Genomic DNA, 25,495 nt, shown 5'->3' with positions numbered 1-25,495 from the left:
TTTCGCTACTCTATTCTGCGCGATAACACAGTGATAGCTGAGCAGTATATTCAACCCGTTTAATGGTTATTGTCATCTGCATTCCATATCAACCCATTAAGCTGGAGCTATCATTGTTGTTAAGTAGGCTGAGTTTGAGGACAGATAATGAAAATAACAGTAGCGGGAACAGGTTATGTTGGCCTGTCGAATGCTGTATTGCTGGCGCAAAACCATCAGGTTATTGCACTGGATATTGTAGAAGAGAAAGTAAATCAGCTTAATCAGAGGCTCTCGCCCATCGTTGATACAGAAATCAGCGAATACCTCAAACACCGTGAGTTGAATCTGACAGCCACAACAGATAAACACCTCGCTTATGAAAACGCCGATTTCGTTATCATAGCAACGCCAACCGACTATGATCCGGTGACCAATTATTTTAATACTTCGTCAGTGGAGTCTGTGATACGTGATGTTATCACTATCAACCCTCATGCTGTGATGGTGATTAAATCCACTGTGCCTGTTGGTTATACCAAGCGGATAAAAGAAGAGTTTGATACTGATAACATTTTGTTTTCACCTGAATTTCTTCGTGAAGGCCGGGCACTGTACGATAACCTGTATCCATCACGTATCATAGTCGGTGAACAGTCTCAGCGGGCTGAAACCTTCGCGAATCTGCTGGTTGAAGGCGCGGTGAAAGACGATATTCCAGTGCTGTTTACTCATTCGACCGAAGCCGAAGCAGTGAAACTGTTTTCAAATACCTATCTGGCGATGCGGGTGGCTTATTTCAATGAGCTGGACAGCTATGCCGCAGCACATGGCCTGGACAGCCGTGAGATTATTCAGGGAGTGGGGCTGGATCCGCGCATTGGCACGCACTATAACAATCCTTCTTTTGGCTATGGCGGTTATTGTTTACCCAAAGATACCAAGCAATTGCTGGCAAACTATCAGGAAGTGCCGAACAACCTGATCCGCGCCATTGTTGATGCCAATTCCACCCGCAAAGACTTTATTGCTGAATCCATTTTGCGCCAGAAACCCAGAGTGGTAGGTGTGTATCGGCTGATCATGAAAAGCGGCTCAGACAATTTCCGGGCATCCTCCATTCAGGGCATTATGAAGCGCATCAAAGCCAAAGGTGTGGATGTCATCGTCTACGAACCTGTTCTGAAAGAGGATACATTCTTTCATTCCACAGTGATTCGCGATTTAGCAGAGTTCAAGGCAATGTCTGATGTGATTGTTTCAAACCGAATGGCGCCAGAGCTGGAAGATGTGCTTGAGAAAGTGTATACCCGCGATTTGTTTGGTGCTGATTAATCAGAGAATTCCGACCAAAATGGGGGAGTGTCTTACTTTTCTTGCGGTTTGATTTCGACATAGATCACAGAAAATTAGCATCCCTGTCTATACTTAAATTACCTCTTTGGTTATTTGAGATGGTCAGGGACTGCTATGAGAACTCTTGCGAGAATCCTTACGGGGCTCGATTCCCAAAAGCCCGTCATTGCGCTAATGGCGGCTGGAGTAATAGTTGCTGGAATGATGGTGAGTATGGGGGCGAGTGCGGCAGAAACGGCAACAGAAGTGCCCGCAGTACCCAGGGCCACATCAACACCAGTGACTACGCCTGCTTCTGCGACAACATCTTCTGCCTCGGCGACAAGCGCCTCTAAAGGGTCTGCGGCGGGTATCACTACCGCGTCTGCGGCATCTGCCGGTGGCTTAACGGCCACAGTGGTTGCTGTCGGGGTAGCTGCTGTAGTGATAGGCGTTGCGTTGTCGGATACCGGCGGCGGTGATGATAATCCTGCGCCACCTGTCACCAATCAGCAATAATCACAGTATTACCAGACACTGAACGCTCTTCAGTGTCTGGCATGCTTTCTTTCTGCTCTTCATCCGGAAAAACGGGGAAAGAAAAGTGATTGCGCTTTGTGAGCTGGCAGGCAGTGAAATCAGCTTTCTACCGCTTTTCCTTTGAGTAATTTTCGTACCCACATCCTTCCCGGGTGCAGGGCATCAAGGACGCTCAGAGGCAGTGGCAGTGGATCACCGCACAACTGCGACGCCAGCAGTTCGCCCAGCAACGGCGCTGAACTGAGACCGCGTGAGCCCAGCCCTATCATGGCATACAGTCCGGGATAGACAGGTACATCTCCCGCTTCGTCTTGCTGCTCCCGCAGATTGGCATACTGACTCAGCAGCGCTTCGAAACAGCAGACATCCCCGACGAAAGGCAAATGATCCCGGCTGGCGCAGCGAACCCCGGTTCGGGCATCCTGTGCGGAAAAATCGATGTTTGCTGGCCAGTCGGCAGCGGGCAGACATGCTGCCAGCCGCGCCTGGTTGTCCTGGTGCTCTTCTGCCGAGAAACTCAGAGCGGTACTGTTACGACGATAACTGGCACCGATACAGTGCGTCTGTGTTTGTGGGTTGACCGGCGTCAGATAGCCGTCGTAACACAGCACGGATTTCAGTTGCGCCAGCTCACCCTGGCTGGGCACATGGCTGACCTGACCTCGTACTGAGTAGGCTGGGATATCCTGAGTCTGTGCGAACTCTGTAAAGCGGTGCCCGTTGGCAACCACCACAGTGGAGTGGGTAAATTGCCGGTTATCACGGCTGAGCAGCGACCACTGAGCGCTGTCATTCTGGCTCAGGGTGGTGATGTCAGTCTCAGTGTGCAGCGATAAGCGTCCTGTTGCCTGTGCCTGTCGGATAAGGGCACGAGTCAGCGCTTGCGGGCACAGCCAGCCGCCAAGCGGATAGTGCACACTGCGGTGACCTGTCGTTACGCCTGTGATGGCCTGGGTCTGCCCGATATCCAGGGCATGAACGACATCCCGCGGAAAGCCACCGCTCAGCATCTTATCCAGTTTTTCTGCCGTTTTCTCATTCCAGGCCAGTTGAGTGACGCCGCACCAGTCATAACTGAAATCACTAACTGCTGCAGCCTGTTCGACAAACTGCCTGGCGTAGAGATACGCCGGCGCAAAGAACCGGCTTAGCGCATCGTTGGAACCATTCAGCAACGGATAGACAGCGCCCTGGCGATTGCCTGATGCCCCTTCGGCCGGTAGGGCGTCGGCACAGTAAAGGCTGACCTGCACGCCGCGCCGCACCAGCGCCAGTGCGGTTGCGGCCGATCCAATTCCACCGCCAATAATGGCTACGTCGGATAAATCCGAGGCGCTCTGGCGGGCATACCAGGGAGCAAAATTCGCCCCCTGGCGGCGTTCAGACAAGGCGCCGGCCAGCATGTCTCGTTTGTAGCCGAACCCTTTGACTTTTTTCATGTCAAAACCGGCATCGATCAAGCCGCGACGGACAAAACCGGCGGCGGTGAAGGTCGCGGCCGTACAAGCTTCGCGGGCCAGTGCAGCCATGCCGTTGAAGAGATCCTGGTTCCACATCTCAGGATTTTTACTGGGGGCAAAGCCATCGAGAAACCAGGCGTCGACTAACCCGCCTGCTGGGGTCCATACTTGAGGAAGAGAGGTTTTAATGTCACCAAACCACAGGTCCAGGGTGATCATGCCGTCTTCCAGCACCAGGCGGTGGCAGTCGGCAACGGCTGGCGGGTAATGGGCATGGAGCTGACGGGCAAGATCGGCCAGCTCAGGCCAGGATTCGTGGGCTTTGATCAAATCCTCGCGTGTGACCGGGAATTTTTCGAAACTGATAAAATGCAGCTCTTTAACACTGGCGTTTGGGTTAGCCTGACGAAAGGCTTTGAACCACTGCCAGACCGCAAGAAAATTCAGACCTGTGCCAAAGCCGGTTTCTGCCACGACAAACCGGCGGCGGTCAAAGGTGTCCCAGCGTGTCGGCAGCCCATTCTGCTGCAAAAATACATAACGTGTTTCTTCGAGTCCGTTGGCATTAGAGAAATACACGTCGTCGAAATCGTGAGAAACTGGCGTACCGGCTTCGTTCCAGTCCAGAACGGCATTTTCAATCTGTTTAGGCGACGAATTGGACAAAAGGGAAACCTCTTAGTAAAGATAACGTGATGATTTTTTAAGCAAGATGTGTGAAATGCCGCTATGTCTTACAGGCAAACTTTGGTAAAAGATCATCAACTGACCACGATAAGTAGCGGATTGTAACCGATCACGGGGAAAGCTGACCACTTAAGCTTACTAAACCCGTTATCATCACCGCGTTAAATGACAGTAGGAATTCATCATGAAACGAGCCGTAATTACAGGCATGGGTATCGTATCCAGTATCGGTAACAATGTGAAAGAGGTACTGGATTCTCTGAAAACAGGTAAGTCAGGCATTAACTTTTCTCAGCAGTTTGCAGACGCAAAACTGCGCAGCAATGTCTGGGGTGATCTGAAAATGAACCCGGCTGATCATATCGATCGTAAAAAAATGCGTTTCATGGGCGATGCCGCAGCCTTCGCGTATTTGTCTATGGAACAGGCAATTGAAGATGCTGGTCTGACTGAAGAGCAGGTCTCTAATGAACGTACTGGTCTGGTGGCCGGTTCGGGTGGCGCATCCTCATATAACCAGGTTGCCGCCGTTGATATTCTGCGCGAGAAAGGTGTGAAACGTGTCGGTCCTTACATGGTACCGCGTACTATGTCGTCCACCGTATCTGCCTGTCTGGCAACCCCATTCAAGATTCGTGGTGTGAACTACACCATGAGTTCTGCCTGTGCGACATCCGCGCACTGTATCGGCCACGCACTGGAGCTGATTCAACTGGGCAAACAAGACGTTGTCTTTGCCGGTGGCGGTGAAGAGCTGGACTGGTCACTGACCATGATGTTCGATGCCATGGGCGCACTGTCGACCAAGTACAATGATGATCCATCGAAAGCATCACGTACCTATGATGCCGACCGTGACGGTTTTGTGATTTCCGGCGGCGGCGGCATGGTTGTCGTGGAAGAGCTGGAGCATGCACTGGCGCGCGGCGCGAAAATTTACGGTGAAATCGTCGGTTATGGCGCGACATCCGATGGCTACGACATGGTTGCCCCTTCTGGTGAAGGCGCAGTGCGTTGTATGAAGATGGCAATGCAGGATCTTGATGCACCTATCGATTACATCAACACACACGGCACGTCTACGCCTGTGGGTGATGTGAAAGAACTGGGTGCCATTCAGGAGCTGTTCGGTCAGAACAGCCCGGCAATTTCTGCTACCAAAGCCATGACAGGTCACGCCCTGGGTGCTGCCGGTGTTCACGAAGCCATTTATTCCACGCTGATGCTGGACAATGACTTTATTGCCCCGAGCATTAACATTGATAATCTGGACCCGGCGGCAGAAGGTCTGGACATTGTGCGTGAAACCCGTGAAGCGAAGCTGAAAACCGTGATGTCGAACTCGTTTGGTTTCGGCGGTACCAATGCGACGCTGGTGATTAAGAAATACGAAGCCTGATAAGCCGGTATACAGATGATGCTCTATGCAGAGTCTGTATCCCCTGATTTCCAGGGCGGCGCGATAGGCAGAGTTTCCTGCATCGCGCCAGTATTCAGACGCGGCACTTATCAAGTGTTCTTCCCCATCCTGGATGTTTAACCCGGTATTTATACCGGGTTTTTTTGTCGTTACAGAATGAGAAGTCAGTCTGAGCTTTTCTTGACATCAGCCAATTTTTTCCCATGCTAGTCCGCAATTGATTCGCGCTACTTTTCGGAGCCCCAATGAAAATCCTCGTAGATGAAAACATGCCCTATGCGGTTGAACTGTTCGGTCGCTTAGGTGAGGTTATCGCCAAGCCAGGCCGCACACTGACAGCCGATGATCTGGTTGATATTGATGGCCTCATGATACGTTCAGTCACCAAAGTGGATGCCGCTTTACTGGCAAAAGCCGATAAGCTGCGTTTCATTGGCACAGCGACAGCCGGTCAGGACCATATTGATCAGGCCGCGGTGGAAGCGAAGGGGATTGCCTACACAGCCGCGCCGGGTTGTAACAAGGTTGGGGTGGCAGAATACGTGCTAAGCAGCCTGATGGTGCTGGGCCAGCAGCAGGGTTTTTCGGTTTTCGACAAAACGGTAGGGATTGTGGGAGCAGGCAATGTCGGCTCTTATCTGGCAGGTTGCCTGGATGCCTTAGGTATCCGGTATTTGCTCAATGATCCCATTAAAGAAACGGAAGGTGATCCACGGCAGTTTGCCTCACTGGACACTCTGGTTAAGGAGTGCGATGTCATTACCCTGCACACACCGTTGGCAAAGCAGGGGGATTATCCGACTCATCATCTGGTCGATCAGGCGTTTCTGTCCCGCTTAAAAGACGGGGCAATTCTGATCAATGCTGCCCGGGGGCCCATTGTTGACAATCAGGCTCTGAAACAGGCCCTGCAACAGTCGCAATCCGGTCAGGGTAAAGCACTGACGGCTGTGCTGGATGTGTTTGAGCAAGAGCCTCTGGTGGATCGCGATCTCTTGCCTCTGCTGGCATTTGCCACTCCCCATGTGGCAGGCTACGGCCTGGAAGGCAAAGCCCGCGGCACAACGATGATTTTCAACAGCTTCTGCGAATTTCTTGGCCGCGATGACCGAGTAGAAGCGGCAGAACTGTTACCGGTTGCTCCTGTACCGTTTGTTAGGCTGAGCAGGGAGTGGGATGAAGACAGCCTCTTTAGCTTAATTCAGCTGATCTATGATGTCAGAAAGGATGACGCCCTCTTTCGCCGCAAGATGCAGGCGGTTGATGATGCCGGTATGGCATCGGAATTCGATAAGATGCGAAAAAATTACTGGGATCGACGCGAATACAGTGCGGTCACAGTAGCAGGTCAGGGGCATTTTGGGTTAGAGTCGCTGGCTAAATTAGGTTTTACTGTTGAGGAAACACCATGAGTCAGGAATTTGATATTGCCATTCTCGGAGCCACCGGTGCTGTTGGGGAAGCCATGGTCGAAGTGCTGGAGGAGCGTAATTTTCCTGTCCGTAACCTGTATCTGCTCGCCTCAGAGCGCGGTGCGGGCAAGACGCTGCGGTTTAAGGGCAAAAGTGCCCGCGTGACTAATGTCGAAGACTTCGACTGGACGCAGGTGCAGCTGGCATTGTTTTCTGCCGGTTCTGAAGCCTCTGAACATTGGGCGCCCATTGCCGCCGACGCGGGTGTGGTGGTGATTGATAATACCTCATGCTTCCGTTACGACCCTGAAATTCCGCTGGTTGTGCCGGAAGTGAACCCGGAAGCACTGGCCGATTTTCGTAATCGCAACATAGTGGCGAACCCGAACTGTTCGACGATTCAGATGCTGGTGGCCCTGAAGCCGATTCATGATGCTTATGGCATTGACCGGATCAACGTGGCGACTTACCAGTCTGTTTCCGGCTCTGGCAAGAATGGCGTAAACGAACTGGCGGGCCAGACCTCCAAGCTGCTGAACGGTTTGCCGGTTGAAAACAAAGTGTACTCTAAGCAGATTGCCTTTAACTGCCTGCCGCAAATCGATGAGTTCATGGATAACGGCTACACCAAAGAAGAAATGAAAATGGTGTGGGAAACCCAGAAAATTCTGGGCGATGCCAATATCCGTGTGAACCCGACTTGTGTCCGCGTGCCGGTATTTTACGGCCATGCGGAAGCGGTGCATGTGGAAACCTGCCAGCCTGTGATCATTGAAGAAGTGATCAGCCTGCTGGAAAATGCTGATGGTATCGAAGTGTTCCATGGCAACGAGTATCCGACTCAGGTGGTGGACGCCATCGGTAAAAACCATGTCATGGTTGGCCGTATCCGCGAAGACATCAGCCACCCCTGTGGGCTGAATATGTGGGTGGTGGCGGATAATGTCCGTAAAGGCGCTGCTACCAACAGCGTGCAGATTGCAGAGAAACTGATCCAGGAATACCTGTAAGATGCATAGCGGGAAGTTCCGGCGGCCAAACGGCCGGAACTTCCTGACGAATCAAAGGTGTGCCAATGGGCACGCCTTTGCATTCCTTTAGCCAATTTCTTGATCTTCACAGTAAAAGCCGGGCATGGTGATTGACATCAAGCCATGGCAGGCAACAATCACTTTTAATGTTCACAAACGCCTGTCGTTTTGCATTTACGCTCAAGTATTCTGGCTACAGGCCGAAGAATTCCTAGTTTACTATCTCTGCCAGAGAGGACAGCAGGCAGTGTCTGACTCATCAAATAAAATGAAACGTGCCATCTTACCGGTCGTCATCGCTTCGGCGGCTTTGCAGTTTCCTGTTGCCGTTCAAGCGAACACTGTTCGAATTATGGGGCCGACTGACCAGGTTGCAGAGCCCGCACAACCGCCGGCACCTGTGGTGTCACCTGCGCCATCGCCGCGACCCGCGGTAACTCAGCCTCGCGTGGCCACGCCGCGTCCGGCAACGTCTCCCGGCAACCGTACAGTGGGCATTTACGGCCCGACAGGTGAAAACGAAACCTTATGGTCCATTGCGTCACGGTATAAGCCAAATGACAGCGTTTCTATTTATCAGGTCCTCGGGGCAATTTTCCGTGCCAATCCCAATGCCTTCACTGACAGCAATATTCATGGCCTGATCCCGGGCAGCCGCCTGAGAATGCCGACCATGGCTCAGATTCAGGCGGAAAATACCGATCAGATACGAAATCGCGTAGAAGCTGATCTGCTGCGCCGTGAGCAGTCGCGCGCGCGCGCTGGCAATACGTCCGCAAATAATAGTAGCCGTCCGGCATCTGCCCGGGCAGGTACGTCTGGGACAGGCTCAGCTTCCGCGTCCGGATCGGCGCCAGCACCGAAACCGGCCGTGCCTGCACCCAAGGTTCAGGCTCAGCCAACGTCAGCGGCTGCTAGCGCACCGGAACGCCCAGTTTCACCTGCAGTGTCATCCACCGCACCTGCTGCGGGTATTGCCGCCGCTGCCGCAAGTACGGCCAATGATGCCCTTTCGCCTGAGCTTCAGGAGCAGCTTGATACCTCAGATGAAGAGCTGACTAAATTACGCGAAAGCAATCAGCTGCTGCGTGTGCGGCTGTCTGAAATGCAGCATGAAATTGGTGCACTGAAAGAGCAGTTGGCGGGCGACGAGGAGCTGCGTGGAGAAATTCAATCCTTCATCGCCCAGCAAAAGGCGCAGCAAGGCCAGCTTGACGCGCCGCTGGCCGAACAACCGCCAGTCCACTGGCTGGATAAACTGGCTGCAAACCCGTGGGCACTGGCTGGTGCTGCTCTGATCCCCGGTAGTCTGATTGCTGGCTTACTGGCATTTTTCTTTGGCCGGCGTCGTAAAGAGGAAGACACAGCTTCCTCAGCCGCTGAGGTAAGCAAAGAAGCACCTAAGCCTATGGTCACTGATATGGACGATGATGAACCGCATCTGGGGCTGGACAGTGAAGACAGCAGTCTTGACGACCTGTTTGATGATAAGACCCCGCAGGACAATCCAATCTTCTCGGATAATCTGTTTGATGATAACGATGCAGAGCTTGATGAGCTGGATCTGACGGACGGCCTGGATGATGCCTTTGGCAATGAATTGCCAAAGAGTGATATCTCGGTAAAGAACAAAGAGCAGGCTATTGGTCTCCAGGATATGGAGCGCGCACTGGACCAGATTGATCAGACGCCGCCGCAGGAGAAAGAAGACAGTCTGAGTGGCATTTGGGACAAGCCTTTCAGTGCACAGGATAACGAAGAAACAGACTTTGATCTTGCCGTAGGTTTACTGGATGACGAGGACGTCTTGCCGGAAAAGCCCGCTGAGGATAATCGCAAGGACGATCTGTTCGATGCCTTTGCCGACAGTGAACTGACAGCTAATAAAGCCGACAGTATTGAGCTTGGCATGCTGGATCAGGACATCCTCAATGAACTGATGCAGGATTTTGATCGTGAAGGTGACGAGCAGCATGAGCCTGCCAGCCCTGCGGTTAACCATGTCCAGGCTGACAGTGCGGAAGCAGATTGGGGGCTGGACGATCTCAATGCCGATTTCAACCTGGATGCCAGCAGCACCGAGTTGCTGGACGAGCTGATTGATGATCAGGAAAGTGAGGCTGACAGCGACTTTGAACTGGATGAAAACAGTACGGTACTGCTGGACGAGTTGCTGGATGAAGATAACCAGAATGCGCAGCTCGATCCTGAGCTGGATAATGAAGAAAACGAAGATGAAGACAAAGATGTTTTCGATGAACTGCTGACGCTGGATGAGGAAGAACCGCAGGAAGCCGATGCGCCTTGGCTGGCTTCACCGCAGGAAACGGATACTGTTAGCGCGGATGATATCGATGATCTGATGTTATCTGAAAAAAAAACCGTCGATGAGCACTTAAGTGAGCTGGAAGACACCGAGGCACAGGCCGGGCTGTCAGAAGAAGGCTCTCAGGCTATGGCTGATATCGGTGACTCGGTTTCAGATGACACTGAGACTCAAGATCCTGCCCCTGACGCTCATAAACCTGATGCTGATAAAGCTGACGCTGAGAAAGCGGTAGCTGCAGCGTCGCAAGCCGCTGCCCATACAGGTGTTGATGAACCAGAAGCCGTAACAGCGACAGAGCTTGAACCTGAGCCAGAAACAGCAGCCAGCCAGGATGTGCTGTCCGCTGAAACGGACACGCAGCAGGATGATATTGATAGCCTGCTGAGTGATCTTCAGACAGATGACTCAGTCGCTATGGCAGCTGACAGCGCGGATTCTGTCCCGAACGAAGATGAAGATATTGAAGCCGAGGGTGCAGCCGATGTGGATGAAGCTGTACCACACAGCGATGCATCTGCAGCTGGGTTTGACGAAACTGAAGCTGAACCAGAACCAGAAGCTGAACCAGAGATAAGCCTGTCTGCTGAGCAAGATGCAGAAGCAGAAGCGAGTGAGCAGGACGTTGCGGAACAGGCTGCGCCTGATGCGCAGGTTTTAGCGGCTGAGTCTGCACAGGCTTCTCCAGACTCCGGGTCGACAGAGGAACACGAAACCGAAACTGTGCAGTTGTATCACGACAAGGATGAAACCTGCCAGTTGATAGAGCAGAACCGCTATCAGAAACCGGAACAGGATGAAAAGACAGTCGATGAAGCACCGGTTAAGACACAGGAGCTGGCTCAGGAACAAGAGCAGGCACAAGAGCAGGCTGCAGAGCCTGAGTCTGTGGTTAACGAACTGGCACATGAACAACTTCCAACCCCGACGTTTGATGCTGCGGCTGAACAGCCCGAAGCAACACTCGATCCTGCCTGGGATGAGGCTGTTGCCGGACGTCAGGAACCCGTACTTAACCTGGAGGAGTTTCCGGAGTTCGACGAAGAAGCAGCGCTGCTCGATCCTGAAGCTGTCTCGTGGGAAGACGATGAGAATGACAAAGATTGGTCTGACGACGATGCCCAGGCCGCACTCAGTAAAGTCTCGGAGCAGCTACAACTGGCAGCCCAGGCTGTTGAGCGTAACGATGATCTGACGGAGACTGTGTCGCCGAGCGAAGTGAGTGAAACACCAGCAGAACCGGCGCACGATACTCCCTCAATGCAAGAGACTGCAGGGCAAGCTGTGCCTATGCATGGCAAACCTCAGTACGAATATGCGGTGATCGATCCGGCAACCTTGCCTGAGTTTGATGAAGACGATGCATTGAATGCCTCGTTTGAAGAGCAGATGGAGCTGGAGCAGTACGAACAGGAACTGAAGCACGGCGATGAAGCGCAGGCTGCTCAGCCACAACCACAGCCTCCATCGCAGTCACAGCTGAATGAATCCTGGAGCGATGAACTGATCGACTCGGCAGGTTTGGATATGGCGGCACTGCTGGCAGAACCTGAGCTTGAACTGCCAGCCATGCAGGCAGTTGATGAGTTTCAATCCGATGAAACACTGCCTTCAATGCACACCGAAGACAGTGCGGATGCTGAGTCGGTGCCGCATTCGGAATGGCCTGAGCTTAAGGGCGACAACCGCCAGACAGATAATGCCCACGCAGAAAATGATTGGGCAGGCTTTAACAACAATATCCCGGCAGACCGCAGCCAGCCAGCCAGTGAGCTTGAGTTATCTGATCTTGCCTTGTCTGATGCTGATGACCCGACTGAGCCTGAATCCTTGCCAGAGCCAGAGCCAGAGCCAGAGCCAGAGCAAGAGTCCAGAGCTGAACAAGACAATCCTGACGAGTTCGAGCATGAACAGTGGCTGTTACATGAAAGTGTGCCGCTGTCCGACCTGGATGATCAGGAGCTGTCGCCGGAAGAAAGCGCCATTTGGAGAGCGGATATCCCTGAGCCTGAACTGGAAAGTGAGGACTGGGGTGAACAACCGCCGCTATCTGAGCAGGCTGACGAACCTGTGGATGGTGCAGATACTCAGGCAGAGAGCCAGCTGACAGGCTCGGCAAGTGGCAAAGAGCCCTACATCAGCATTGATGAACTGATGAAAGAGCTGGAAGGGGAATCAGACCCTGAACTGGATTCAGCACCGCTGAAGCTGGATGTGGGGCTGGATGAGTTCCCGGATGTGTTAGCCGGCATAGGTGACATTGATGTTGACGGTGCGGGTGAGTACGCCAGCAAACTCGATTTGGCCAAAGCCTATCTGGAAATGAATGACACCGACGGGGCATACTTTTTACTGGAGGATGTGGCTGAAAACGGTGATGGCGATGTCAGCCGGGAAGCTGCGAATCTGTTATTAAAGATGGATCGCTGATCATTTCATCAGACTGAACAGGAAGTCCGCTTATGCGGACTTCTTTTCTTTTAGCGCTTTTTTTATAATCTCTGCTTTCGCTTTGCTGGCGGACTCGCTGGCAGGTATTTCAGACAAGTAAGAGTGCAGACATGCGAATTGCCTTAGGAATTGAGTACGACGGGAGCCGCTATTTTGGTTGGCAGCGTCAGCGCGACGTTGACAGTGTGCAGGGCAGACTGGAAAAAGCGCTGAGCAAGATTGCCAATCAAACGATAGAGGTACAATGTGCCGGTCGTACCGATGCCGGTGTGCACGGTACCGGGCAAGTGGTGCACTTTGATTGTGAGACACCGCGCAAGCTGGTGGCTTGGACGATGGGAACCAACGCCCATTTGCCCAAAGACATCGCTGTGCGCTGGGCAAAGGAAGTGCCGGATGAGTTCCATGCCCGTTTCAGCGCCACAGCCAGACGTTATCGCTATGTCATTTACAATCATGCGCTGCGGCCTGCTATCCTTGGTTCGGGTATCAGCCATTATCACGGTGAACTGGATGCAGATAAAATGCATCAGGCCGGACAGTACCTGCTGGGCGAGAATGACTTTACCTCGTTCCGGGCGGTGTTTTGCCAGTCCCGCAGCCCGTGGCGTAATGTGATGCACCTGAATGTCACCCGTCAGGGTCATTACGTCATCATTGATATCAAAGCCAATGCCTTTGTTCATCATATGGTGCGTAATATCACAGGCAGCCTGATTAAAGTGGGACGTGGCGAAGAAAAACCTGAATGGATTCAGTGGCTACTGGCGAAGAAAGATCGTACGTTAGCGGGTGCGACCGCCAAAGCGGAAGGGTTGTATCTGGTTGAAGTGGATTATCCTGAGGTCTATGATTTGCCCTGTGTCCCTGCAGGCCCGCTCTTTTTGTGAGCGGATGGTCCTTTTGACTGGCTGTGGCGCGCTGAGCGGTTGTCACGCAGGCAAGGTCTGCAACAATTGAGTGAAATCTGAGCGAGAGGGGTTCAAAAGGGCTCTAACTGGTCGGTCAAGTTTCTTGAGCTAAGATCCCGTTAACACTCTATTTCCTCAAGGTACAACCAGTTTTTTATCTACACTTAGACGAGTTTGTGTTTTAATTCCGGACTTGAAATTATCGAATTGATTATCCCTTGCCACAGGGCGGGGGAGATGTAAATGAAAGGTCATTCATGAGCTGGCTTGAAAAGATCCTCACAAAAAGCAACATTGTAACGTCTCGTAAAGCATCTATCCCTGAAGGGGTATGGACGAAATGTACCTCTTGTGAACAGGTACTGTATTACGCTGATCTTGAGCGCAATCTGGAAGTTTGCCCGAAGTGTGATCACCACATGCGAATGAAAGCCCGTCGCCGTCTGGAAACCTTCCTTGATGAAGAAGGCCAGGTGGAAATTGCTGCGGAGCTGGAACCTAAAGATCACCTGAAATTCCGTGATTCAAAGAAATACAAAGACCGTCTTGCTGCAGCCCAGAAAGCCAGTGGTGAGAAAGATGCGCTGGTGGCAATGAAAGGGACATTGTTGCAGCAGCCTGTGGTTGCCTGTGCGTTTGAGTTCTCCTTCATGGGCGGCTCTATGGGTTCAGTTGTCGGTGCCAAGTTTGTTCGCGCGGTTGATGAAGCCATCGCCAATAACTGCGGTCTGGTTTGCTTCTCTGCCAGCGGCGGTGCCCGTATGCAGGAAGCGCTGATGTCTCTGATGCAAATGGCGAAAACCAGTGCGGCACTGGAGCGTTTGTCGGCGAAAGGCCTGCCTTTCTTCTCTGTACTGACAGACCCGACTATGGGTGGGGTATCTGCCAGTCTGGCGATGCTGGGTGACATCAACATCGGTGAACCGAAGGCATTGATTGGCTTTGCCGGACAGCGTGTAATCGAGCAGACAGTACGCGAGAAATTACCGGAAGGCTTCCAGCGCAGTGAATTCCTGCTGGAGCATGGCGCGATTGATATGATTGTTGACCGCCGTGAAATGCGTCAGCGTATTGGCGGCCTGCTGGCCAAGATGATGAATGCTGAATCCCCGCTTGTGGTACCTGTTGAAAGGGAAACGCAGGTGTCAGCAGACGTAGAAGCTGACAGCAATGCCGAGTCTGCGGAAGACAAAGCTTAAGACGAAAAAAAGCGCCCGGTTGTATACCGGGCGTTTTTTTCGCGCAGACAAATGTCAGGCTGAAGTGAAAAGCGGTCTGCCAGTCAGGCAAATACCGTTATTGTTCCACATTTCCTTTCTTCGTTTGGCTCTCAACCGTTAAATTCTGCGTACTTCATGCTACATTAAGCGACATCATCTTAATTACATTAGTTAGTGCTGTTACATGTCTGATTCCTCTGCAACGCCGCAATCTGTTCCTTCGGCTACTTCACCGCTAAATGACTGGCTGCTTTATCTGGAAAACCTTCACACCAGTGCCATCGATCTGGGGCTGGATCGTGTACAGGCCGTGGGTGAGCGGGCCGGATTACGTAAACCGGCACCGACTGTGATTACTGTTGCGGGCACCAATGGTAAAGGATCGACCTGTGCCATTCTTGAAGCCATCCTGCTGCAGGCGGGATACAGTGTGGGTGTGTACAGCTCACCGCATTTGGTGCGCTACAACGAGCGGGTGCGCATAAATGGTCAGGAGCTGGATGACAGCGAACACAGCCAGGCGTTTGCGGCGGTAGAATCATACCGGCAAGACACCAGCCTGAGCCTGTTCGAATTCGGTACACTGGCTGCGCTACACCTTTTTAAGACCCATCAGGTGGATGTTGTGGTGTTAGAAGTGGGGCTGGGTGGCCGGTTGGATGCGACCAATATTGTGGATCACGATGTTTCGGTTATTACCAGCCTGGCCATTGATCATGTCGACTGGCTGGGAAGCGATATTGAAGTGATTGGCTATGAGAAAGCCGGTATTTTCCGCGCCGAGAAGCCCGCCGTTTGTGGTCAGCCAAATCCGCCAGCTTCCGTGGCTGCGCATGCGGACAGCATTGGTGCTGAGTTGTATCAGGTTGGCTATCAGTATACCTACGAGCAGACAGGTGAGACCTGGAACTGGAAGTGCGGTGCATTCGACATGGAGCAACTGCCTCTGCCAGCTTTGCCTTTGCCGAACGCGGCCACTGCACTGATGGCACTTGGTGTTGCGGATCTGGAGATCAGTGATCAGCATATTGTGTCCGGTTTAGCCAAAGTGCGCCTTGCCGGCCGTATGGAAACGGTAGCGGATAATCCGCTGATTTTGCTTGATGTGGCCCATAATCCGCATTCGGCAAATTATCTGGCCCGTCAGCTTAAGGCGCTAAAAAATGTCCGCCCGGTGGGCAAGATTCATGGTGTGGTGGGAATGCTGCGTGATAAAGATATTCCATCCACTCTGATTGAAATGAAGACGGTAGTGGATGCCTGGTATCCGGCTTCGCTCACAGGTCCTCGCGCAGCGTCTGCTCAGGAAATTGCTGAGCATCTGACGTTTGAGGGCGAGTTGTATACTGCCCCTGAACTGGCTTATCAGGCGGCATTAATGATGGCGCAACCTGAAGATGTCGTGATTGTCTTTGGTTCGTTTTACACAGTTGGCGAAGTGTCCAGCTACATTAAGACACAGGAGTAAGTGTGGCGAGTAAATTTCAAAGTCGCCTGGTCGGTACTATCGTACTGGTCGCAATCGGTGTGATTTTTCTGCCTGATTTTTTTGATGGCAAAAAGCAGCACTTCCAGGAGCAGTTTGCCAGTATTCCTCTGCAGCCTCAGATCGATAATGGGGACAAGGTGACGGCGATTCCGGAACCCGTCGATGCAGAGGCCGAATTACCCCCTATGGCCGTGACGGAGCAAATTGCCGGAGAACCAGCACTGCCCGAGTCGGTATCCGAGCCTGTTAACGTCAAGCCGCAGCCTGTCGGCGAACCGCAACCGGGCAATACGGACAGTGGCTGGGTAATACAGCTGGGGGTATTCCGTAATTTCGAGAATGCGCATCAGCTGGTTGAAAAACTGAGAAGCAAAGGCTATCAGGCGCACGTTCTGCCAAAACAGCTGAAACCAGGTGATTTGGCCCGTGTTGTGGTCGGGCCCGAGATCGACAAAGATAAACTGTCAGGGAAAGCAGACGATTTGCGTAAACTTACCGGGCTTAACGGGCAATTGCTCAGATTTAACCCACTCAACCCTTAGGTAAACGTTTGCGTTCTGATTTTTTCTGTTAGAATACGCGCCAACAACAAGAATTAAGTAGAAGATGATCTGGATTGATTATGTCATTTTAGGGGTGATTGCCTTTTCTTCACTGGTCAGTTTGATCCGTGGTTTTGTGAAGGAAGCGCTGTCGCTGGTGATTTGGTTTGCAGCATTTTTTGTGGCCAGCAATTTTTACAAAGAACTGGCGGTGTATTTCACCAATATTCAGGATGAGCTCATACGAAATGGCAGTGCTATCGCGGTATTGTTTATTGCCACACTGATTGTGGGAGCGGTAGTGAATTACGTGATCGGGCAGCTGGTGCAGAAAACCGGTTTGTCCGGTACCGATAGGGTGCTGGGGATCGTATTTGGTGCCCTTCGCGGTGTGCTTATCATTGCTGCTGTGCTGTTTTTTCTGGATGCCTTTACCGGTTTTGCTGACGCAGAATGGTGGCAGGCGTCGCAGTTAATCCCGCAGTTTGGCGTGGTAATTGAGTGGTTTTTCTCTTACCTGAAAGAGAGTTCCAGTTTTCTTCCCGGCGCGTTATAGCGCCGGATTTATATTAATTGCATTGAGTAACCGTATGAGGGCAAAAAACTAACGTATTGTTACTCAATGCAATTATTGATGATCCATGACGAGGATTTAGGACATGTGTGGTATTGTCGGAATCGTGGGAAACACCCCGGTTAACCAGTCTATTTATGATGCACTGACCGTGCTGCAGCACCGTGGCCAGGATGCTGCCGGTATTGTTACCCTGGAAAGCAATCGTTTCCGTCTGCGCAAGGCCAATGGCCTGGTGCGTGACGTATTCGAAGCAAAACACATGCAGCGCCTGCAGGGGACTGTAGGGCTTGGGCACGTTCGTTACCCTACCGCGGGCAGCTCAAGTGCTTCAGAAGCTCAGCCTTTTTATGTGAACTCCCCTTACGGTATTTCACTGGCGCACAATGGTAACCTGACCAACGCAGCTGATATCAGAGATTCGCTCTTTGAGCAGGCTCGCCGTCATGTTAACACCTCTTCCGACTCGGAAATTCTGTTGAACGTTCTGGCCCATCAGCTGGAAGGTGCAACCAATTACCCTCTGACATCCGATGACATCTTTGCAGCGATTCGCGCTGTACATAAAACCGTACGCGGTGCCTATGCCGTTGTGGCTATGGTCATCGGACATGGCCTGATGGCATTCCGTGATCCGCACGGCATTCGCCCTTTGTGTCTGGGTAAGCGTGAAGTTGAAGGTAAAGTCGAGTATATGGTTGCCTCTGAATCGGTGGCACTGGACGCGGTTGGCTTTGATTTCATGCGTGATGTTGCACCGGGTGAGGCTGTCTATATCACTTTTGATGGCCAGCTGTTCACTGAGCAGTGTGCCGAGAATCCGGCTCTGAACCCATGTGTGTTCGAGTTCGTGTATTTTGCCCGTCCTGACTCTTTCATTGATAAGATTTCTGTGTACAGCGCTCGCCTGAATATGGGTAAGAAGCTGGGTGAGAAGATTAAGCGCGAGTGGGATGATCTGGATATTGATGTGGTTATCCCGATTCCGGAAACCTCCTGTGACAGTGCGCTGGAGATTGCCCGTACCCTTGATAAACCTTACCGTCAGGGCTTTGTGAAGAACCGCTATGTCGGCCGTACGTTTATCATGCCGGGTCAGCAGCTGCGCCGTAAGTCGGTGCGCCGTAAACTGAACGCGATCAGTTCTGAATTCAAAGGTAAAAGTGTACTCCTGATTGATGATTCGATTGTACGTGGCACCACCTCTGAGCAAATCATTGAAATGGCGCGTGAAGCAGGTGCTAAAAAAGTCTATCTGGCTTCTGCGGCGCCGGAAATTCGTTTCCCTAACGTATACGGCATTGATATGCCAAGCGCAAATGAACTGATTGCGCATGGGCGTGAAGTGGACGAAATCTGCAAGATGATCGGTGCAGACGGTCTGATTTTCCAGGACTTGCAGGATCTGGTGGATGCGGTTGCAGAAGGCAACCCTGACATTAAACTGTTTGAAACTTCCGTCTTTAATGGCAACTATGTCACGGGCGATGTGAATCAGCAGTACTTAGAGTATCTGGAAACACTGCGTAGCGAGGATGCCAAAACGCAACGTGAGATTCAGCAGGAATTGGCAAACCTGGAGCTGTATAACGAAGGCGTGTAACGTCATTCATTGTCAGTACCAGCGTCTGGACACAAAAAGGCAAGCTCCGGGAGCTTGCCTTTTTTGATGCGTTAAAGTCGGAATAGGTTAGTGGCTGAACTGTGGGCCTAATCCCATGTTCCAGAGGATGACAGAGCCGGCAATGATGGAAACCAACAGCACCAGGCCACAGGTCACAATCGAGCTGGCATAGATAAAGCCGCGCTCTTCCGGAATGTGCATCAGAATAGGGACACCTGTGTATAGCAGGTATACCGAGTAGGTGATACCTACCAGTCCGGCCATCATCAGAAACCATAACTGAGGGTACAAGGCGGCGATGCTGACCATAAACAGAGGCGTTGCTGTGTAAGCAGCCAGTTCAAGTGCCTGTGTATAGGTCGGCGTTGAACCAAAGGTGTGGCTCATCCAGTAGGTCAGGTAGGCGAGCGCAAATACCCCGCCAATCAGGGCAAAGTACATGGCTACAGACATGAACAGAGCACTGGACGGTGTCAGGTAAATTGGATCAACGGCCCCGACACGCCAGCCGATAAACACACTGGAAATGTAGGCAAACACGGGTGGAAGCAAGGCTATCAGCAGAATGTGACTAAGGCTGCTTTGCACCCCCTCATGTTGCTCATCAATGTTGTGCCACTCTTTTTTGGGATGAGTGTAAAGCCCGAATAAATGTCCCAGAATCATAACCTATCCTCGTTATCTAGGGTGCAGATCGCACAACGTATTACAGGTTGTTGTTCAGAACACTGTCCGTGCATATCCGGGCACTTTCGTGTTCTTTGTTATATAACATTTAGACGGGCTTCTGCCGGTTGGCAAGGAGAGTAGGCTCAGGATGTGCTGAAGAAGTGACTTGCGAACTCAATAAACAGTCTCAGCTTCTCTGGCTGGTGATCTTTGTGATTATAAAGAAGATAGACATTTCGCGGGTTGGCTGACCAGTTATCCAGCACTCGCACCAGTTCGCCACTGTGAATGTATTTTTTAAGCATGGCATCTGGCATCAATGTGATACCCAGCCCGGCCACGCAGGCTTTCCTGACTACATTCAGCTGATTGGACTCGAAGCGTCCCTTATCATTAACCGTGATGGTTTCGCCATCTTTGTTGCTGAGCCGCCATCGAAGCAGCGGAGAGCCTTTGAGCAGGGAGTGCTTGGACAGATCTTGCGCATGATTGAGTGTTGGGTGGCGTTGCAGATAGTCTGGGCTGGCAACCAGTATATCTTCCACTGCGTTAATTTTACGGGCAATTAATGCCGAATCACGCTGCGGACCGACACGGAAAATCACATCCCAGTCGGTTGGATCGAGCTGTTCAGGTTCATTGCTCAGAAACAGCTCAATACTGATGGCCGGGTGTTCAAGCATGAAGGCGTTGAGCATAGGTTGTAACATGACTTTGCTCAGGTTGGTCGGGGCCGCTATTTTGAGGCGTCCGCTCGCTCCTCTGGACTCTTCCTGAATATTTTCTGCGGTATCCAGTAACTGTTGAAGCAAGGGCGTGCACAGTTGGTAATACTGCTGGCCAGCTTCAGTCAGCGACAGCTTGCGTGCATGGCGGTTTAACAGACGCAGATTCAGGCTGTCTTCCAGTGCCTGTATACGGCGGGTGAGTGTGGCAACAGGCACCTGATGCTTGCGAGAGGCGGCGGTATAGCTGCCTTCCTCAACCACAATGCGGAATAAATTTAAATCATCAAGCTTCATAGGCATGTCGTGATCGGATATGAGAAAGTGGGAATTGTATAACAAAACACGCAATGTGAAGAGGTTAACATTGAGTGTTATTACAATAGGAACTTCAGGGATGAAAGTAAGGTTCGCGATGGGCAAGATTTTGAACTGGCTTACAGAATACTAAAACTAAAGTTCATGAACAGGCATAAGCCCTGACGTAGCGCGGTTTTAGGCCTATCCTAAATGAGAACATTCATCGCGACTACCCAGCTTCGCACCGATTCGATTAGAAGGATGTGCCTGTTCAGCAGAATATAATTCTGTGCTCTTGGCCCCTTGTTTCATGGAGGGCACAATCGTTGCTAGAAGGTAAAGATATCCTCATTGTTGAGGACGATCCGGTGTTTCGCCGGATGATAACAGGCTTTTTGCAGTCGCAAGGATGCGAAGTCAGGGAAGCTGAAGATGGTTTACAGGGACTGCGGGCCCTGCGCGACGGTATTCCTGATGTGCTCTTGTGCGATCTGGCTATGCCTGTATTAACTGGTATGGAGTTTGTTGAAGAGGTTTCACTGCATTACCCCATGATTCCTGTGATTGTCATATCCGGCACCGGTGAAATGGCCGATGTCGCAGCCGCTCTCAGGCATGGCGTCAAAGATTTTCTGGTCAAGCCGCTGGATAACATCATGGTGCTGAAAGCTGCATTGATGTCGGTACTCAAAGCACAGGAAAACACTACCGAATACACAGATTTTTCCAGCCAGCTATTACAGCATGATTCGACAGTAGATGAAGAACTGCAGTGGCATATCAATGAGCTGGAATCTAACCCGGAAATTGCACGCGAACTGCTGGTGGGGTTGATGCCGGACACCTTGTCCCGGCAGGGAGACTGGCAGATGAGCTATTGTGTTTTGCAGTCTGCCGATGTGCAGCCCGTACTGCTCGATTACACTTGGTTGATGGACGGTCGTCTGGCTTTCTATCTGCTTGATGCCGAGTCAGGAGGCCGGCAGGGGGCGGCAACTGTGCTGCTGATACGGGCATTGTTCAATGACTATCTGCGCAAACGCATGGCAAGCGAGAATGACATCTCCAGTATGCTGCTAACCATTGAAAACGGGATGAAGCAGTCGGGATATGCTGTGCCTATCAAGGGGCTGTTTGGTATTTTTGATGCGTGCGACAGAAGTCTGGTGGTGGTATCAACCGGGTCGGAAGCGATGCTGAGAACCAGTGAGGGAGAAATGATAGTCCCGGCTGGCACCAGTCTGGGAGACGGAGCACGTAAAAACCTAGCCACTTCTTATGTACTGCCGCATTCAGGCGCCCGTTTGTCTCTGAGTAAAATTGGCGCCGCCAATTTCAGCATTACAATTCAGCGACTTGACGCCATGAAAGAGCACGACATCCACCCGACAATGAAAGCAAAAACGAAAGTTTAGTCGATAATCATTAAGCGTTCAGTCGCAGGGATAAACGGGAAAACGTTGGAAAAGTAAACGCTTAGCGTCAATGTGCAGGGAAACTATTGAGGTTTATACCTCCCACCATATAATCATTTTCAAACAGACATTTTCCAGGCAGAGACGATATGAAAGATTGGTACCTACTTTATTGCAAGCGAAGCGAGCAGGAGCGGGCCGTGGTCAATCTGGATCGTCAGGGCGTGGAGTGCTACTACCCTCAGGTACTGGTTGATAAAGTGGTGCGCGGAAAGCGTGTCACAGTGAATGAACCTCTGTTCCCTAATTATATGTTTGTCTGTTTTGATCCTGAATATGTCAGCTATACCACTGTGCGTTCGACGCGCGGTGTGGCTGACTTCATCCGTCAGGGAGCTTACCCGCAAAAAGTTCAGCCTGAGTTGCTGTTTCAGTTAATGACCAATGAAAACTGCGAAGAGCACAGAAGCCTGCTGTCTAATTTGCCCAAACCCGGCGAATGCCTGGAACTGAAACAAGGCCAGTTCAAGGGCCTTGAAGCCATCTATCAGGAACCTGACGGTGAAAAACGCTCATTCATGCTGATAAACCTGCTCGGTAAACCGGTGAAAATCAGTATAGATAACGCCGATATCGTCCGCCGTGGCTAACCTGGCCTCGGCTTAAACAATCAGTTATGTCTTCTTGTGCAATCAGTCTTTTGGCCGCAGAGGAAACGGGTTCACGCTTATTGCTCAGATCTCTCGCTGCATAAAGGCAAGTTTGTTATATTGCGACTGACAATGACAACGTACATGGAAAAAGCAATGCAAAAGTCTTCCCCAGTTCGTAAAGCGGTCATTCCGGTAGCCGGTTTAGGGACCAGGATGTTACCAGCCACCAAGGCCATCCCTAAAGAGATGCTGCCAATTGTGGATAAACCTCTGATTCAATATGTAGTGAATGAATGTGTTGCGGCCGGTATCAAAGAAATCGTGCTGGTGACCCATTCGTCCAAAAATTCAATTGAAAACCATTTTGATACTTCTTTTGAGCTGGAAGCGACGCTTGAGAAGCGGGTTAAGCGGCAGTTGCTGGATGAAGTACAGAATATCTGTCCAAGTGATGTGACTATCATGCATGTGCGTCAGGGCCAGGCGAAAGGCTTGGGGCATGCGGTGCTTTGTGCCCGTCCTCTGGTAGGCAACGAGCCGTTTGCCGTCGTCCTGCCGGATGTGATTCTGGATGATGCCGCCAGCGATCTGCGCAGTGAGAACATGGCCGCTATGGTCAGGTTGTTCAATGAATCAGGCGTCAGCCAGGTCATGGTAGAGCCAGTGCCGATGTCGGAAGTGGCTAACTATGGTGTGGCTGATGTGAATGGTGAGCAAATTGCACCAGGCGACTCTGCCGCTATGGCCAAGGTTGTTGAGAAGCCAGCGGTTGATCAGGCGCCGTCTAACCTGGCTATTGTGGGGCGTTATATCCTTCCTGCTGAGATTTGGGAAATTCTTGCCAAAACCCCCATTGGAGCAGGTGATGAAATTCAGCTGACAGATGCCATTGATATGCTGATGGAAAAGCAGCAGGTTAATGCGTTCCACATGACAGGTAAGAGTCATGATTGCGGAAGCAAGCTGGGTTACATGCAGGCATTCGTGGAATACGGATTGCGCCACCCTGTGCTCGGGAAAGATTTCGCGGCTTATCTGAAAACGCTGCAAAAATAACGCGGGCTCTGAAAGCATTCAGTACTGCTGAATAACAAAAAGCGAGGTAAATTACCTCGCTTTTTTTGTGTCTGGAGTGACGTAAAACCTGTCAGCTTTCGTGGAATTGTTCACAGGCCAGCAGGGTATTTTCGATCAGTGTGGCAACCGTCATTGGTCCAACTCCACCTGGGACAGGGGTAATGTGCTTGGCTTTTTGGCGTGCCACATCGTATTCCACATCGCCCACCAGGGTGCCGTTGTCCAGGCGATTGATACCGACATCTATGATAGTCGCGCCTTCTTTAATCCAGCTACCCGGAATGAAGTTAGGCTTTCCAACGGCGACAACCAGAATATCGGCCTGACGAACATGGCTTTCCAGATCCTGAGTGAATCGATGGCAAGTCGTCGTTGTGGCGCCGGCAAGCAGCAGTTCAAGGGTCATAGGGCGGCCAACGATATTAGACGCACCCACAATAACCGCATGTTTGCCTCGAGCCTGGATGTTATACCGCTCCAGCAGAGTGATGATCCCCTTTGGCGTGCATGAACGCAACTTAGGGATGCGCTGGCACAGACGGCCGACGTTATAGGGGTGGAAGCCGTCGACATCTTTCTCGGGATTAATATGTTCAAGCACTTTGGTAGAATCGATGCCTGCGGGCAGGGGCAGTTGTACCAGTATTCCGTCTATGGACTGGTCCGCATTCAGTTCATCAATCAGCGCCAGCAGTTCGACTTCTGTGGTATCAGCAGGAAGGTCGAATGAGCGAGAGATAAAACCCACTTCTTCACAGGCTTTGCGCTTGCTGCCGACATAAATCTGTGAGGCAGGATCCTGACCTACCAGAATGACGGCTAACCCAGGTGCACGTAATCCCGCGTCAGTGCGAGCCTTAACACGTGCAGCAACTTCTTGTCTGACAGTTTGTGAGATAAGTTTTCCATCAATGATTTGAGCGGCCATGATTTTCCTTCGTACAGAAATGAGCTGAGCAGGCTTATTGTCGCAGAGATAAGGGGGGAAATCTATAGCGCAAACGTTTGCTTTTTGTTGGCTGCAGATAAAAACCCTGTATTAATACAGAGGTAATCGCTGCCTAAAATGCTGCAATCTAACGGTTTTCAAACAATAAACGCCAGGCAGCCCAGAGAAACGAGGTGTTTAGCTGAGAGAGAAAGGTGGATGTTTGCCGTAAGTTTAACCGTTTGGTGCATTTGACGAGGGATTTTAACGTTTTATCGTTGACCTTGATCTCAGGCGACGTATAATTCCCTCCCGTTAGTTAACCGACCTGGTTGTTAACTCTCAGACAATGCGCCCTTAGCTCAGTTGGATAGAGCACGTGCCTTCTAAGCATGTGGTCGCAGGTTCGAATCCTGCAGGGCGCGCCATTTTCCTCCGTTACACTCCCACTTTTTACTCGCTTATTCATTTTCAATCTTAGGTTGATGCACGTAAAGCAGCCTGTAGCTTTGATTAAAATTCCTGCACTGAATCGACATTTGAACAAAAAAGCGAGGCAAAACTGCAATTTTTTCGTGTTTTCTCTTGAAAATGCGAATTCAGCCCCTATCTTGTCCGAAGGTTTACACTTGGTATGACACCAGATGCCTCGACGAAAGAGGGCTGGGTCGTTATAATACCGCGCTTTAATTTTTGTTTCAGTGGCATTGGCTAGTGATACAGAAAT

At 51.4% G+C, this 25,495-nt stretch carries 19 protein-coding genes and 1 tRNA gene; 16 read left to right on the top strand and 4 right to left on the bottom strand.

The window, feature by feature from the left end; all coding sequences use genetic code 11:
• The first annotated feature begins 147 nt into the window (after window positions 1–147).
• Both D6M16_RS08510 and D6M16_RS08505 read left to right on the top strand, forming a co-directional pair.
• A complete protein-coding gene (locus D6M16_RS08510; protein WP_120511412.1) occupies window positions 148–1,314 on the top strand; it encodes a nucleotide sugar dehydrogenase in 1,167 nt (388 codons plus the stop codon).
• Window positions 1,315–1,536: 222 nt separating this feature from the next.
• Window positions 1,537–1,833 carry a hypothetical protein gene (locus D6M16_RS08505; protein ID WP_240435552.1) on the top strand — a complete coding sequence of 99 codons (297 nt, stop codon included), beginning with the start codon at window positions 1,537–1,539 and terminating at the stop codon, window positions 1,831–1,833.
• Between the two features lie 119 nt (window positions 1,834–1,952).
• On the opposite strand, the gene mnmC is transcribed toward D6M16_RS08505, so the two are convergent.
• Window positions 1,953–3,980 (bottom strand): bifunctional tRNA (5-methylaminomethyl-2-thiouridine)(34)-methyltransferase MnmC2/FAD-dependent 5-carboxymethylaminomethyl-2-thiouridine(34) oxidoreductase MnmC1, encoded by a 2,028-nt coding sequence (gene mnmC, locus D6M16_RS08500; RefSeq protein WP_120511411.1) that lies wholly within the window; start codon window positions 3,978–3,980, stop codon window positions 1,953–1,955.
• A gap of 205 nt (window positions 3,981–4,185) precedes the next feature.
• Between mnmC and fabB the strand changes: the two genes are divergently transcribed.
• The 10 genes from fabB (at window position 4,186) to purF (ending at window position 18,980) form a co-directional block, all read left to right on the top strand.
• Window positions 4,186–5,400, top strand: a complete 1,215-nt coding sequence (gene fabB / locus D6M16_RS08495; protein ID WP_120511410.1) for a beta-ketoacyl-ACP synthase I — start codon at window positions 4,186–4,188, stop codon at window positions 5,398–5,400.
• A 266-nt stretch (window positions 5,401–5,666) separates the two neighbouring features.
• On the top strand, window positions 5,667–6,833 hold the full coding sequence (locus D6M16_RS08490) for a 4-phosphoerythronate dehydrogenase (protein WP_120511409.1): 1,167 nt from the start codon (window positions 5,667–5,669) through the stop codon (window positions 6,831–6,833).
• Complete coding sequence (locus D6M16_RS08485; RefSeq protein ID WP_120511408.1) at window positions 6,830–7,843, top strand: aspartate-semialdehyde dehydrogenase; 1,014 nt, start codon at window positions 6,830–6,832, stop codon at window positions 7,841–7,843. Before D6M16_RS08490 ends, D6M16_RS08485 begins: the two co-directional genes overlap by 4 nt.
• Window positions 7,844–8,111: 268 nt before the next feature.
• Entirely contained in the window at window positions 8,112–12,620 is a 4,509-nt protein-coding gene (locus D6M16_RS08480) for a FimV/HubP family polar landmark protein (RefSeq protein WP_162940955.1), read from the top strand.
• Between the two features lie 131 nt (window positions 12,621–12,751).
• Window positions 12,752–13,531 carry a tRNA pseudouridine(38-40) synthase TruA gene (gene truA / locus D6M16_RS08475; RefSeq protein WP_120511406.1) on the top strand — a complete coding sequence of 260 codons (780 nt, stop codon included), beginning with the start codon at window positions 12,752–12,754 and terminating at the stop codon, window positions 13,529–13,531.
• 278 nt (window positions 13,532–13,809) lie between these two features.
• Window positions 13,810–14,751, top strand: a complete 942-nt coding sequence (accD, locus tag D6M16_RS08470) for an acetyl-CoA carboxylase, carboxyltransferase subunit beta (RefSeq protein WP_120511405.1) — start codon at window positions 13,810–13,812, stop codon at window positions 14,749–14,751.
• Window positions 14,752–14,956: 205 nt separating this feature from the next.
• The gene (folC, locus tag D6M16_RS08465; RefSeq protein ID WP_120511404.1) at window positions 14,957–16,240 is read left to right on the top strand and encodes a bifunctional tetrahydrofolate synthase/dihydrofolate synthase; all 1,284 of its coding nucleotides are present in this window, start codon (window positions 14,957–14,959) and stop codon (window positions 16,238–16,240) included.
• 2 nt (window positions 16,241–16,242) lie between these two features.
• Window positions 16,243–16,803, top strand: a complete 561-nt coding sequence (locus D6M16_RS08460) for an SPOR domain-containing protein (RefSeq protein WP_120511403.1) — start codon at window positions 16,243–16,245, stop codon at window positions 16,801–16,803.
• 64 nt (window positions 16,804–16,867) lie between these two features.
• The gene (gene cvpA / locus D6M16_RS08455; protein ID WP_027252861.1) at window positions 16,868–17,359 is read left to right on the top strand and encodes a colicin V production protein; all 492 of its coding nucleotides are present in this window, start codon (window positions 16,868–16,870) and stop codon (window positions 17,357–17,359) included.
• A gap of 103 nt (window positions 17,360–17,462) precedes the next feature.
• Window positions 17,463–18,980 carry an amidophosphoribosyltransferase gene (gene purF / locus D6M16_RS08450; RefSeq protein ID WP_046218771.1) on the top strand — a complete coding sequence of 506 codons (1,518 nt, stop codon included), beginning with the start codon at window positions 17,463–17,465 and terminating at the stop codon, window positions 18,978–18,980.
• Between the two features lie 87 nt (window positions 18,981–19,067).
• On the opposite strand, the gene D6M16_RS08445 is transcribed toward purF, so the two are convergent.
• Window positions 19,068–19,667: a Yip1 family protein gene (locus D6M16_RS08445; RefSeq protein WP_120511402.1), complete on the bottom strand. Its 600-nt coding sequence runs from the start codon at window positions 19,665–19,667 to the stop codon at window positions 19,068–19,070.
• 146 nt (window positions 19,668–19,813) lie between these two features.
• On the bottom strand, window positions 19,814–20,692 hold the full coding sequence (locus tag D6M16_RS08440) for a LysR family transcriptional regulator (RefSeq protein ID WP_120511931.1): 879 nt from the start codon (window positions 20,690–20,692) through the stop codon (window positions 19,814–19,816).
• Between the two features lie 329 nt (window positions 20,693–21,021).
• Between D6M16_RS08440 and D6M16_RS08435 the strand changes: the two genes are divergently transcribed.
• From D6M16_RS08435 to galU, 3 genes are all read left to right on the top strand, one after another.
• Entirely contained in the window at window positions 21,022–22,110 is a 1,089-nt protein-coding gene (locus D6M16_RS08435; RefSeq protein WP_120511401.1) for a response regulator, read from the top strand.
• A gap of 149 nt (window positions 22,111–22,259) precedes the next feature.
• Window positions 22,260–22,760 (top strand): transcription/translation regulatory transformer protein RfaH, encoded by a 501-nt coding sequence (rfaH, locus tag D6M16_RS08430; protein WP_120511400.1) that lies wholly within the window; start codon window positions 22,260–22,262, stop codon window positions 22,758–22,760.
• A 156-nt stretch (window positions 22,761–22,916) separates the two neighbouring features.
• The gene (gene galU, locus D6M16_RS08425) at window positions 22,917–23,819 is read left to right on the top strand and encodes a UTP--glucose-1-phosphate uridylyltransferase GalU (protein ID WP_120511930.1); all 903 of its coding nucleotides are present in this window, start codon (window positions 22,917–22,919) and stop codon (window positions 23,817–23,819) included.
• Between the two features lie 91 nt (window positions 23,820–23,910).
• On the opposite strand, the gene folD is transcribed toward galU, so the two are convergent.
• Entirely contained in the window at window positions 23,911–24,768 is an 858-nt protein-coding gene (gene folD, locus D6M16_RS08420) for a bifunctional methylenetetrahydrofolate dehydrogenase/methenyltetrahydrofolate cyclohydrolase FolD (RefSeq protein WP_120511399.1), read from the bottom strand.
• A 351-nt stretch (window positions 24,769–25,119) separates the two neighbouring features.
• Between folD and D6M16_RS08415 the strand changes: the two genes are divergently transcribed.
• Window positions 25,120–25,196 (top strand) — tRNA-Arg (locus tag D6M16_RS08415).
• Window positions 25,197–25,495: the final 299 nt, after the last annotated feature.

Origin of the sequence: Photobacterium salinisoli (assembly GCF_003614885.1) — a bacterium.
Taxonomy (GTDB): domain Bacteria; phylum Pseudomonadota; class Gammaproteobacteria; order Enterobacterales; family Vibrionaceae; genus Photobacterium; species Photobacterium salinisoli.
Note: the sequence above shows the minus strand (reverse complement) of the source record. Positions and strands in the feature narration are given on the sequence as shown.